We start from the raw sequence: 11811 nt of genomic DNA, 5'->3' as shown, positions 1-11811 counted from the left end.
CCGACGTTGTCGATGGCCTACACGGCGGAAAACAACGCGCTCGACGGGGCGATCATTCAGGCGCCACCGCCGGCAATCCGGGCTGCTACAGGGGGCTGCGCCGTCATACAGTCCGCCACTCAAAAATCGTCGAAAACAGCTCGCCATGCTTCGGCGGCGGGTTGCCTGCGTTGAGCTTTTGCGAGCGCAGCAATTCGATGTCCTGCGCGACTTCGGTCTTGAACTCGATGCTCCGCGCCACGCCGCCCACCGAACCGTCGCCGAACCCCAGCAACGAGCAGCCGTTGTTGATCACGGCAAAAAACACGATCACCCAGAAATTCGCGCCTCTCACGACGCACGCCCCTTCGCCTGATCTGTCGCACGCTCAAGTGCAACGACAGATGTTTGCGCGGACGCCGATGACGGCGTGTTCAATTGAGGGTTCAGGCTGACGATTGTGACCACTGCGATGAAAACAACATACAACGCGATGGCGGTATAAGCGCCTTGTTTAAGTGAATGAAGAATGGCAGTGGCCATGACAGTAAGCTCCGGGATGTCTCTTTTCTGGCGGCCAGAATGCCCGGAGTTGTTATTAATGAAAAACGATGTGCAGCGATTCAAAAGATCGATTGGGTTGATTATTGAGTTCTTCAATAAAGCCGATAGCGCGGCACTAATAGCACTGTTAATACCGAGCAAGCATGGCTTTGATCACGTCCCACAGCCTTGTCAGAAATGCCCTTCAACCCAGACTGGACGGGGATGACAGAAAATCACTACGCATCAGAATAAATTGCGCCCCCTCAGAGCCAACAATAATCATTATCATCCCCTGACGATCATGGGAGGTATTGATTGTGATCATCGAAGGATTCGGATGTGAGCACGGTACGCGCTTTAATACCTGAAAACGTAACGTCCCATTTAAGGCATGGGATCAACTCTTCCATTTTTATGCATCACTGCATCACCGAAGAAAACGTCACTATCGCGCTTCAAAAATCATCACAACGAGCCTTGCAACGTTTGACACAAGCAATGTTAAGAGAAGGGATAATTCAGTCGAATACACTTACACTGCTACCAGATGGCAATCGCTCATTACCGTTAACTTCTACTACCGAACTTGTATTCGAGGATCTGATTGATCACCGAATGAGTGCCTGGTCATTAGGTGGCAGGGTACTCATTCATCACAAGGGGCAGCCTGCATCCCCCATCACACTGCCTTCAGAACTTCTGGAGTATGTGCTAGCTGTCTCAGATGACATCGCAGATGCAGACGTTTTGACGCGCCTGTCTGCCGAAATCGATAACAGCTTCATGAACGACATCCTCTGCGTGGCGTTTCACGACGCTTGGAGCAGACGTTTGGCCGCGTCCTCGCGTGAGCACGGTTCAAACTCATTCCTTGCCGACTTGCGCGATACACCTGCCGTCAATACCAGCCTCGTTCTGGAGCAATGGGGTACAACCGGACACCCTTGGCATCCCAATTACAAAACGAAACTGGGACTGTCACCCCGCCAAGTGATCGATTACTCCCCAGAGTTCGACGCCCGTTTTGAAGTCATTCTGTGCGCCGTGCACAGAGACTTTATCCATATCGAATCCTTGCCCGGATCACCTGAGTATAGAGACTGGTTAGCCCAATGGTTTCCTGAGCCGCTGCACAAACTTGATAGCCTGCTTCACGCACAAGGCCTTAATGCCAGCGATTACTTCCCGCTCCCTGTCCATCCTTGGCAGGCGAGCGAAACACTCCCATCACTCTTCGCTGATGAACTCCGTGACCGCCTGCTCGTGATGTCCCGGATAAAGGCATTCACAGCACATCCCACCATGTCATTCAGGACTGTTTTACCTGAGGCGAGCCGAACCGCTCCCATGGTCAAACTGCCTGTGGGCCTGCGCCTGACCAGCGTTCAGCGCACCCTGTCCCCGAGGTCTGCGTGCATGGGGCCCAGAGTGTCGGCGCTGCTGATGCGCATCCTCAATGCTGAACCTCAAGTTCAGAAAACGCTCATCTTTGTCCCTGAATGTCTCGGGCTGCACTTCAAATCCCATCGACCTCGGATGATCGTGAACGTCACCTGTCGGTGCTTTACCGAACCAATCCGAATGACCTGCTGAACCCCGGCGAAATAGCTGTCCCTGTCGGAAGTCTGTTCGCACCCGACCACCGCGATGAACCTTTGCTGCGTCAGTGGATTTTGCTCTCAGAGGGCAATGACAGCCCTCAGGCGGCGAGCGACTTTCTAGACCGTTACCTCTATGCCGCCCTTCCGGGGCTCATGGCGATGTACCTGTTGTATGGGATTGCCTTTGAAGCCCATCAACAAAACAGCTTCATGGTGATGGACGTAAACGGACAGCCCTCCCGCTTATTGCTGCGGGATTTCGGTGACATCCGGATCGACCGAAAAACCCTGCATCAACGAGGCTTTGACCTGCTGCTCAAAGATCCGGCAATGACACTGTATGAAGACACCGGTTTTGTCAGGGATAAATTGCTGCACACCGCTTTCATGTGCCATTTCGGTGAGCTGATTCTGTTGATCTCTCGACACTGGGAACTGACGGAGTCCGATCTCTGGGAAGCCCTCAGCGCCCACGTTAACTGTTGAACGCACCGAACCTGGACGTTGGCATGCAGAGCGTGAGGCATTGCTGGTCAATGACTGGCCCGCAAAATCCTTTCTTCGAATGCGATTGAGGGACAGCCCCATCGATATCGTCAGGCGCCTCAAGAATCCTCTGAACCACGAACGCCATGCGCGCTGACCAACGCGTGATGCGAGCACTGTTGCTGATTCAGTTGATCTCGATGGGAGCCATGGAAATGAGTGGCCCATTCTGGCCACTGCATATGCAGACACTCCTCAGCCCCCACGATCAGGACTACAGCGGGCTACTGGCCGGTCTTGTCTATGCTGGACCGATGCTGACCGCCATGATTTTCACGCCTTACTGGGGGCGGCTGGGCGATCGGGTAGGCCACAAGCTGATGCTCATCAGAGCATTGATTGCATTAGCGATCTGCCAGAGCCTTGCGGGCCTGGTCACAGACCCGTGGCTGCTCATCGTCATGCGAATGGCACAAGGCGGACTCGCCGGATTTCTGGCCGCCGCACAGGCTTATGCACTAAGCCTGAACCTCCAAAATGGGCAGGGACGTACGATTACGAAGCTGCAATCGGCCACGGCCGTGGGATCGCTGGCAGGTCCCGTGGTCGGGGGCTGGCTGATGGAGTCCTACAGCTTTGCAGTGCTGTGCCATCTCGGGGCGGTACTCTGCGCCTGTTGCGCACTCGTCAGTTTCAGGCTTCCTGATACAAGCGACCGATCCAAATCATCGCATAGACCCAATACACCGCTTCCCCGGGGATGGATTGGCGCCCTGCTTCTGATCATCGTGCTCATTCAAGCCGCGAAGGTCATGCCTCAGCCTTTCTACGCGCTCTACGTCACGCAGGTTCTGCATGCGACACCTAGTCTGATCGGCATCACCTACGCCGTGAGCGCGGCATCCCTCGCCTTATCGGCCCCCCTTTGGGGTCGGCTTTTTGATCAATGGCAACCGCCCAAAGTCCTTCAGGTCATCGAGTGGGTGATCTGGCTAAGCGCGTTGACGGTCGCTATTGGAGCATTGGCCAATGAGTGGCTGACGTTCGTGGTGAGTCGACTGCTCTGGGGCGTATGGCAAGGCGCACTACTCCCCGTCGCCTACGCATTGATTGCGAGCACCCTGCCGCAACCCCGCCATGGCTTCGCCTTGGGCCTGGGCAACAGCGCAGCCAAAGCTGGCGCCCTTGCAGGTGTGCTCGTCGGCGGCATCGGCATGAGCTTCATGGGCCTGCTCAACAGCTTCTGGCTTGTTGCATCGACCTACGTCATCGCGGCCTTGGCGGTTCGAGCCATTCGCGCCACGCACACAGCTGCTATCTGCCCTCGTTATTCTTCAACAACTGGAAAAACCTGACAATGACAAAACCCCGACTCACTTTTTTGCTGCCTTTGTTCGGCTCTGTAACCCTGCCTGTGGCTGCCGAGCAAAACGAAAACACCGATCCATCGGGCACCTTGAATCTTTCCGAGGTCGTGGTTTCCGCGACACGGACCCGGGAAAGCATCGCGTCGATTCCGGGGTCGGTGCAGGTCATCGATGCTGAGCAGGTTCGTCAGCAGAGCACTGCGGGGCGTCGGGTGTCGGACATCGTCGGGCAATTGGTGCCAGGACTTGCGCCGGGCACAGGTGGCATGAGCAATTTCGGCCAGACATTGCGAGGTCGCAGCCTGCTGGTGTTGATCGATGGGGTATCGCAGAACTCGACGCGAGACAACTTCCGGCAACTGAACAGTATTTCTCCCGAGAGCATCGAACGAATCGAGGTGATCTCTGGCGCCAGTAGCATCTACGGTGCAGGGGCGTCGGGCGGAATCATCAACATCATTACCAAACGCAATCAGGGCGAGACGCTCGGATTGCGCAGCAAGGTGGGCATCAGCGCAGCCAATAACCTGCAGTCGCAGGGTTTTGCCTACGAAGCCTTTCAAAGCGTGACGGGCCGTGCAGGCCCTTGGGACGGGTATCTCTCGGCTGCACTGACACAACGCAACGATCAGTTCGACGGCAACGGCAAGCGCATTGCGCAGGACACTTCTCAGGGCAGCAATCTAGACACCGAGACCTATGACCTGCAGGCCAGATTCGGCTATCAACTGGATGCTGAACGCGCATTGAGGCTGTCGCTGCAGGACTACAAGGACCAGCAAAAAACCCGTTACAGCAAAGACCCGAAAAATCGGGATGAGGCCGTGGCGGTTAAAGGCCTGATCCTCGGAGATCAACCTCATACGCGCAATCAAGCCATCAATCTGGACTACAGCGACAGCAATTTTTTCGAACAGAGTCTGCAGCTGGAAAGCTACTGGCGGCGCGCCGATGCGCTCTTCTTCCCCGACCTTCGCCGTGGCAAAGCTGGCGTTTCCGATAACAACAGCGTGCAGGATGTGTACGGCTTGCGAGCCGCCATTCAAACCGCCCTGCCCACCCTCGGTAACGTTACCGGGCATCTGGTGTGGGGCGCCGACTACGATCACGAAAGGTCCCGACAGCGCGGTGATCAGTACACCGTCGATGGCCTGACCTACCGCAAGACCGGCACCACTTTTGAACTGGGGCCTGATCTCGAAACCACCACCAAGGCACTGTTCGGCCAGGTCTCCTTTGATCTGGGCGACTGGACCGTGCGAGGAGGCGTGCGCCGTGCGTGGATCGAGAGCCAGGTCAGAGACAGCATCGCTTATGGCGAAATCGTTCGGACCGGACGCTGGTCGACCTTGCCGGGCGAAACGCTCAAGTACGATGCCACGCTCTACAACTTGGGTGCTGTTTACCGCTTGGGCGAGACCCAGGAAATTTTCGCCAACTTCAGCCAAGGCTTTTCATTGCCTGATATTCAGCGCTATTTGCGTGACGTCAGCAGCACCTACGACATCAGCCAACTCAATGCCCAAGCGTTGAAGGTCGACAGCCATGAACTGGGCTGGCGCGCGAATGGGGACAAATGGCGCACCCAGATAACGTTTTATGAAAACACCTCCGACGTGACCCAGTTCTACGACGCGCGGGACCGCGTGCTGAGGTTGATCAACCAGAACGAACGCGTGAGAGGAATCGAAACCGATGTGGCCTATCGTCTGAGTGACGTCTGGAATACGGGCGGGACCTATTCGTGGGTAAAAGGGGAAACACGCCAGGCGGGCAAATGGATCGACCTGCCGGCGACGCGCGTGTCACCGGCCAAAACAACGGTCTATGCCGAATATGCGCCCGACCGTTACTCCATCCGTCTGCAAGCGTTGCATCTCGCCAACTACGACGCCGCCGCCAAAGACAATAATGGTCGTTCCATTGATAGTTACACCCTGTTTGATCTTCTGGGTTCGACCCGACTGCCGGTGGGACGTATGGAAGGCGGTATCTATAACGTGAACAATCGTCAGTACCAGACGCTATTCAGCCAAGCCACCGTTCGTGCGCCTTTTACGCACGCTCAGGGCCGAACGGTAGGAATCAGTTATGCACTGGATTTCTGATAATGCTCACGCATAAAAAAATCCCCATCGCTTATTCAGCAGACGGGGACCAAAGGGAGGGAATTCAACGCTTTCGCGAGCAAGCTCGCCGGCATTTGATGCATGGTCTGACACTCAGTGGTCAGTGGGTCGCATCAACCTGTTAACGGCGAAGTTGCTCGCGAAAGCGTTCTTTCAATGTCGAGCAATGTGAAGCGGTACTGCGGTGTTTCTTACAAATCCATTCCCCGGCATTGAATGTTTTCTTCATTAACGGGGAATGGATTTACGTCGAGAGTTCTATTCATTGCTGGGTCTTATGATCCAGAGCTGCGTAGAAGTTGGCGCTTTGTTGCAGGTATTTCGGGGTGTAGCTCTGGGTCGAACTGATTTTTTTCTCTGTCACTTCGGCACTGGCGCTGGCTGGCAATGCAACGGTGGCGGAGATGGCAGACGCGGCGATGATGGAGAAGAGATTGAAGTTCATGATGTGTACCTCGGTGTTGATGTTTCGTTTCAAGTCTTGACCGTCTTGGCCGTGGAATGAAAGTTACGCCCGAGGAGCTTTCAGAAAAAATCTTTTCTGCCACTAGCCCTTATCAATTCAATTAATAGATGGCTCCAGCCCTTGATTTCAAAGGGCTGGAGGGTGCGTCAAGGTGTCACTTGCGCAAGGTCAATGCGTGAGAAAGCGGAAATCAGAGGGGGAATCGAAGTCGACTTTCTGCACGGTATCGCCCAGAACGCCGGTTTTCGGGTCGACGCGGACGGTGACGATCTGGTTGCTTTTCTGGTTGGCGATCAGCAGGAAGCGGCCGCTGGGGTCGAAGGCGAACTCACGGGGTTCCTTGCCTTCCACGGAACGGCGCTGGATTTCCTTGAGCTGACCATTACCGGCGTTAATGCTGAAGACCAGCAGTTCGTTGATGTCGCCGCGGTTGGCGACGTAGAGGAATTTGCCGTCCGGCGAGGTGTGCAGGCCACCGGCGGCGCGGTATTGCTGGCCGTCCTGCTTGGCAAGGTCGACCAATTGCGTACGTTTAAAGGCGCCGTCGTGGTAGTCGAATACCGAGACCTGACCGCTCATTTCCATGGTCAGCCACGCGTGTTTGCCGTCCTTGCTGAACAGCAGATGGCGCGGGCCGCTGCCCGGTGGCAGGTCAACAGACGGGGTTTTCGCGGGCTTGAGGGGCTGGGACTGTTTGCCGTCGTAGTTGAAGACGAACATCTTGTCGGCGCCCAAGTCCATGGCGATCAGGTATTTGCCATCAGGCGTGGGCACGGCCGAGTGGACGTGGGACGAGGCCTGGCGCTCAGGGTTGACCTTGCTGGCTTCGTGGGTGGCGGTCTGCACCACGGGGGACAACTTGCCATCCTTGCCGACCGGAACCACGGCCAGCGAGCCGCCGGGATCGGGGTGCACGGCGTAGTTGGCGACGAACAGGAAGCGGCCATCGGCGCTGAGGTTCGAGTGGGTCGGCTCATCACTTTTGCTGTCGATCTGGTTGATGAACGAGACGGCATGGGTTGTGGGATCAATGGCGAAACTGCTGACCTTGCCGACCACGTCGGTCTGGCCGGGGCCGTTTTCGTTGACGGCGAACAGGTGGCGCTGGCCTTTGGACAGGGTCAGCCAGGAGGGGTTTTCGCTTTTGATGACCTGCCGAGGCTTGGCGTCGAGTTGGCCAGTCTGAGTGTTGAAGCCATAACGGTAGATGCCTTCACTAGCACCGGCGGTGTAAGCCCCCACCAGCACGTCGTAATCGGTCATGGGTTTGGCCTGAACGGTGAAAACGGTGAGGCTACTGGCGAGGGCCAGCCAGGGCAGGATTCTGGGTGTCATGTGGGCTGATCTCTTGTTGGCATTATTGGCGCGTGGTTTACGCGAGAATCAGGTCTATGACAGCGGTTGGGTGGCAGTAGTTGCCGGTGCAGGCCTGTACCTGCACCTGTACCTGTACCTGCCTCGGTACCTGTAGGAGCTGGCTTGTCCTGCGACCGGCTGCGAAGCAGTCGTAGATCCGGCAAACGCGGTGGATCAGGCAGACCGCATATTCCAGTTTTACGACGACTCCGTCGCCGGTCGCAGGACAAGCCAGCTCCTACAGGGGGCTGCGGCGTCAGGCGTTACTCGTCTTCTTCATCATCGCCGGCCGCGAACGCTTCGAGCACCAGAATGCGATGGTCGGCGTTGCCGTCGTTGATGACCCAGCTTTGCAGGGCGCTGTCGAATTCGGCAGCGTCGACCTGAGCGAGGGAAAAGCGCCAGACCTTGCGCTCGCGGCCGTCCATGCTTTCGATCTGCAGCATTTCATCCAGAGTGAATTCGAAGGCGTGCAGGCCGTCGACTTCCAGCATGGCTTGGGACGTCAGGGCGGTTTGCAGGGCAGCGCGCAGGGTTTGGGGTGTGGTGGTCATGGCAAGGGTTCGCTTCGGATGAAAGCGCGAATGATAGGTCAAAAGGCCTCAGGGTGGGCGAATCAGGGATCTGGGGTTGCGCCACTTCCTTGTAGGAGCGAATTCATTCGCGATGAGGCCGGTACAGGCGATGCATCTCTGTTGCCTGATCCACCTTCGCGAATGAATTCGCTCCCACAGGTTCAGCATGCAGCCAGCACAATCGAGGCGACTGCTCGCTTGCAGCTCAATCACTCCTGCTGCGCATCCTTGGCGTAATACCGCGCCGGAATGCCCCAGACGATCAGCGCAATCGCCAATACGCTCACGGCAAACAACGCGAACAGCGCCGGGGTGGCGGTGCCGGTGAGGTCTTTGATCCGACCGACCATGAACGGCGCGATGACACCGCCCAACTGACCGAGCGAGTTGATCAGGGCGATCCCCGCCGCAGCGGCGATGCCACTCAGGAAGCGCGGCGGGATGGTCCAGAAGATCGGCATCCAGGCGATGATGCCGGTCATGATCAGGGTCATGCCAATCATCAGCGGCGTGAGTTGACCGGGGAACAGCGCGCAGACCAGATAGCCCAGTGCCGTCAGCGTGGCGCACCCCGCCATGTGCCAGCGGCGCTCGCGATGACGGTCGGAACTGGCGCCGATCAGCAGGTTGCCGATGACCGCGCCTACGTACGGGATGACCGTCAGCAGACCGATGTCCATCGTGTCCAGCACCCCGGCGCTTTTGATCAGTTGCGGCATCCAGAACAGCAGGCCGGTCAGGGCCATGACCAGGCACAGGTAGATCCCCGACATCACGTACGTGGTCGGGTGTTTCCAGATGTCTTTGACCTTCTGCGCCCCGACGGGCTTGGGCTCGTTGGCCATGCGCGACAGGACGATTTGCTTCTCCTGAGCGCTGAGCCAAGGGGCGTCTTCGATACGGTCCTTGACCAGCCAGAACACCACACCGCCAAGGATCACCGACGGAATGCCTTCCAGCAGAAACAGCCAGCGCCAGCCGGCCAGGCCCATGACGCCGTCGAAGTGGCCGAGGATCAGCCCGGCTATAGGACCGCCGACGATGCCGCACAGGCAAATGGAGCTTTTGAAGTAAGAATTGACCCGCGCCCGTCGTGTGCCGGGGTACCACTGAGTGAAGAAATACAGCACGCCGGGGACGAAGCCGGCCTCCATCACGCCAATCAGAAACCGCAGCGTGTAGAACCAGAATTCGGTCTGCACGAACATCATGCAGGCCGAGGCGATGCCCCAGGACACCATGATCCGGGCGATCCAGATGCGCGCGCCGATCTTGTGCAAAAGCACGTTGCTGGGCACTTCGAACAGGAAATAACCGACGAAGAACAGGCTCGCGCCGAGGCCGTAGACGGTCTCGCTGAAGCCCAGATCGCTGGCCATCTGAAGCTTGGCGAAGCTGATGTTGACCCGGTCCAGGTAGGCGAACAGGAAACAGCAGATGAACAGCGGCACGATGCGCCAGCTGACCTTGCGGTAAATGCTGTCTTCCAGCGCGTCGGTGTCGAGCTGTTCCAGCGGTATGGCGTTGGCGGTCATGGGGCGCACCTCGTTTGTTTTTATGGGGTGTCGGGATCGTCGAGCCGAACGGTTTATCGGGTTGGGCACGATCCTGTGGGAGCGAATTCATTCGCGAAAAGCGGGTACAGGCGATACATCTCTGTTGCCTGACCCACCTTCGCGAATGAATTCGCTCCCACAGTTTCAAGCCACGCTAAAGACCAGCGGTGGTATTCACTCCATCCACCAACCGCTGAATCCCCAGCGGGTTGGCGTTTTTCAAGGCGTCGGGCAAGGCGCTGTCGGGGTAGTTCTGGAAACACACCGGGCGCAGATAACGGTCGATGGCGAGGGTGCCGACCGAGGTGCCGCGGGCATCCGAGGTGGCGGGGTACGGGCCGCCGTGCACCATCGAATCCACCACTTCCACGCCGGTCGGGTAGCCGTTGATGAGAATCCGGCCGACCTTCTGCTCCAGCAACGCAGTGAGTTCGCTGAAGCGCTGCATGTCGTCACCATCGACCAGCAGCGTCGCGGTGAGTTGGCCGTGAAGCCCGCGCAAGGCGCCGTTGAGCTGCGCCTGATCGGCCACTTCCACCACAATCGACGTCGGCCCGAAGACTTCTTCTTGCAGCAGCGCGTCGCCTTCGAGCAACAGGCGGAAGTCGGCCTTGAACAGCTGCGGATGGGCCTGATCGCCCTTTTGCTCGCTGCCTGCCAGACGCGTGATGCCCGCGTGAGCGTGCAAGGCTTTCAGGCCCCGGCTGTAGCTGCCCAGCGTGCCGGTGTTGAGCATGGTCTGCGGCGGCTGATCGTTGATCTGTGCGGCCAGGCGTTTCTGAAATTCAGTAAAAGCCGGAGAGCGCAGGCCGATGATCAGGCCGGGGTTGGTGCAGAACTGCCCGCAGCCCTGAACGATGGACGCCGCCAGTTCCGACGCGATGCGTTCGCTGCGAAGGCCCAGCGCTTGAGGGAGGATGATCACCGGGTTGATGCTCGACATCTCGGCGAACACCGGAATCGGTTGCGGACGCGCAGCCGCCATGTCGCACAGCGCACGACCGCCCTTGAGCGAGCCGGTGAAGCCGACGGCCTGAATCGCCGGGTGCTTGACCAGCCACTCGCCCACGCCCCCGCCGTAGATCATGTTGAACACGCCTTTGGGCATGGCGGTTTTGTCGGCGGCGCGCAGGATGGCCTCGGCGACGAGTTCAGCGGTGGCCATGTGGCCGCTGTGGGCCTTGAACACCACCGGGCAACCGGCGGCCAGTGCCGACGCGGTGTCGCCGCCTGCGGTAGAGAACGCCAGGGGGAAGTTGCTGGCGCCGAATACGGCGACCGGGCCAAGGCCGATGCGGTATTGACGAAGGTCCGGACGAGGCGCCGGTTTGCGGTCTGGCAGCGGCAAGTCGATCCGTGCGCCGTAGAAATCGCCGCGACGCAGGACCTTGGCGAACAGGCGCATCTGGCCCGTTACGCGTCCGCGTTCGCCTTGAATGCGGGCGGGCGGCAACGCGGTTTCGCGGCAAACGGTGGCGATGAAGTCGTCGTCCAGCGCGTCGATTTCATCGGCGATGGCGTCGAGGAAGTGCGCGCGTTTTTCGGCGCTCAGCGAACGATACGCCGGGTAGGCAGAGGCGGCGGCGTTGGCAGCGGCATCGACTTCTTCAACCGTGGCCTGATAGAAATCGTGAGGCAGCGTTTCGCCGGAGCTGGCGTCGACGCTGTAGACGATGACCGTGCCAGCAGCGCTGCGAGTGCCGTTGATGAAATTGTGGCCGAGGACGTGAGGCATGTTGAGACTCCTTCA

At 58.3% G+C, this 11811-nt stretch carries 12 protein-coding genes; 5 read left to right on the top strand and 7 right to left on the bottom strand.

The genetic code is table 11. The features are described from left to right. Nucleotides 1-103 precede the first annotated feature (103 nt). Both ACWKWE_RS17785 and ACWKWE_RS17780 read right to left on the bottom strand, forming a co-directional pair. Nucleotides 104-334 carry a hypothetical protein gene (locus tag ACWKWE_RS17785; RefSeq protein WP_341959326.1) on the bottom strand — a complete coding sequence of 77 codons (231 nt, stop codon included), beginning with the start codon at nucleotides 332-334 and terminating at the stop codon, nucleotides 104-106. Continuing rightward, on the bottom strand, nucleotides 331-522 hold the full coding sequence (locus ACWKWE_RS17780) for a hypothetical protein (RefSeq protein ID WP_341959328.1): 192 nt from the start codon (nucleotides 520-522) through the stop codon (nucleotides 331-333). Before ACWKWE_RS17780 ends, ACWKWE_RS17785 begins: the two co-directional genes overlap by 4 nt. Before the next feature lie 342 nt (nucleotides 523-864). Here ACWKWE_RS17780 and ACWKWE_RS17775 point away from each other — a divergent pair, with 342 nt between their 5' ends. From ACWKWE_RS17775 to ACWKWE_RS17760, 4 genes are all read left to right on the top strand, one after another. Then, a complete protein-coding gene (locus tag ACWKWE_RS17775) occupies nucleotides 865-2118 on the top strand; it encodes an IucA/IucC family protein (protein ID WP_483851245.1) in 1254 nt (417 codons plus the stop codon). After that, on the top strand, nucleotides 2085-2612 hold the full coding sequence (locus ACWKWE_RS17770; protein ID WP_483851244.1) for an IucA/IucC family C-terminal-domain containing protein: 528 nt from the start codon (nucleotides 2085-2087) through the stop codon (nucleotides 2610-2612). The genes ACWKWE_RS17775 and ACWKWE_RS17770 overlap by 34 nt, the downstream gene beginning before the upstream one ends. A 146-nt stretch (nucleotides 2613-2758) precedes the next feature. Next, nucleotides 2759-3967, top strand: coding sequence for an MFS transporter (locus ACWKWE_RS17765; RefSeq protein ID WP_483851243.1), 1209 nt, complete (start codon nucleotides 2759-2761; stop codon nucleotides 3965-3967). Nucleotides 3968-3969: 2 nt separating this feature from the next. After that, entirely contained in the window at nucleotides 3970-6087 is a 2118-nt protein-coding gene (locus ACWKWE_RS17760; RefSeq protein ID WP_483851242.1) for a TonB-dependent receptor, read from the top strand. 283 nt (nucleotides 6088-6370) lie between these two features. Here ACWKWE_RS17760 and ACWKWE_RS17755 read toward each other — a convergent pair whose 3' ends face one another. Beyond that, complete coding sequence (locus ACWKWE_RS17755; RefSeq protein ID WP_166593263.1) at nucleotides 6371-6553, bottom strand: hypothetical protein; 183 nt, start codon at nucleotides 6551-6553, stop codon at nucleotides 6371-6373. Nucleotides 6554-6742: 189 nt separating this feature from the next. Beyond that, nucleotides 6743-7909, bottom strand: a complete 1167-nt coding sequence (locus ACWKWE_RS17750) for a lactonase family protein (RefSeq protein WP_483851241.1) — start codon at nucleotides 7907-7909, stop codon at nucleotides 6743-6745. Between ACWKWE_RS17750 and ACWKWE_RS17745 the strand changes: the two genes are divergently transcribed. Then, a complete protein-coding gene (locus ACWKWE_RS17745) occupies nucleotides 7908-8045 on the top strand; it encodes a hypothetical protein (RefSeq protein ID WP_483851240.1) in 138 nt (45 codons plus the stop codon). The genes ACWKWE_RS17750 and ACWKWE_RS17745 overlap by 2 nt on opposite strands. A gap of 148 nt (nucleotides 8046-8193) precedes the next feature. Here ACWKWE_RS17745 and ACWKWE_RS17740 read toward each other — a convergent pair whose 3' ends face one another. The 3 genes from ACWKWE_RS17740 to ACWKWE_RS17730 form a co-directional block, all read right to left on the bottom strand. Further along, nucleotides 8194-8484, bottom strand: coding sequence for a DUF5629 family protein (locus tag ACWKWE_RS17740; protein WP_166593266.1), 291 nt, complete (start codon nucleotides 8482-8484; stop codon nucleotides 8194-8196). A gap of 230 nt (nucleotides 8485-8714) precedes the next feature. Beyond that, nucleotides 8715-10040: an MFS transporter gene (locus ACWKWE_RS17735; protein ID WP_483851239.1), complete on the bottom strand. Its 1326-nt coding sequence runs from the start codon at nucleotides 10038-10040 to the stop codon at nucleotides 8715-8717. 175 nt (nucleotides 10041-10215) lie between these two features. Further along, entirely contained in the window at nucleotides 10216-11796 is a 1581-nt protein-coding gene (locus tag ACWKWE_RS17730) for an aldehyde dehydrogenase (NADP(+)) (RefSeq protein ID WP_483851238.1), read from the bottom strand. Between the last annotated feature and the right edge of the window lie 15 nt (nucleotides 11797-11811).

The organism is Pseudomonas salicis, from assembly GCF_057128705.1.
Note: the sequence above shows the minus strand (reverse complement) of the source record. Positions and strands in the feature narration are given on the sequence as shown.

Coding starts and splice junctions, on each gene's coding strand:
- ACWKWE_RS17765 (WP_483851243.1), top strand. CDS start 2,759: ATGCGCGCTGACCAACGCGTGATGCGAGCACTGTTGCTGATTCAGTTG.
- ACWKWE_RS17740 (WP_166593266.1), bottom strand. CDS start 8,484: ATGACCACCACACCCCAAACCCTGCGCGCTGCCCTGCAAACCGCCCTG.
- ACWKWE_RS17780 (WP_341959328.1), bottom strand. CDS start 522: ATGGCCACTGCCATTCTTCATTCACTTAAACAAGGCGCTTATACCGCC.
- ACWKWE_RS17745 (WP_483851240.1), top strand. CDS start 7,908: ATGTGGGCTGATCTCTTGTTGGCATTATTGGCGCGTGGTTTACGCGAG.
- ACWKWE_RS17730 (WP_483851238.1), bottom strand. CDS start 11,796: ATGCCTCACGTCCTCGGCCACAATTTCATCAACGGCACTCGCAGCGCT.
- ACWKWE_RS17755 (WP_166593263.1), bottom strand. CDS start 6,553: ATGAACTTCAATCTCTTCTCCATCATCGCCGCGTCTGCCATCTCCGCC.
- ACWKWE_RS17760 (WP_483851242.1), top strand. CDS start 3,970: ATGACAAAACCCCGACTCACTTTTTTGCTGCCTTTGTTCGGCTCTGTA.
- ACWKWE_RS17750 (WP_483851241.1), bottom strand. CDS start 7,909: ATGACACCCAGAATCCTGCCCTGGCTGGCCCTCGCCAGTAGCCTCACC.
- ACWKWE_RS17735 (WP_483851239.1), bottom strand. CDS start 10,040: ATGACCGCCAACGCCATACCGCTGGAACAGCTCGACACCGACGCGCTG.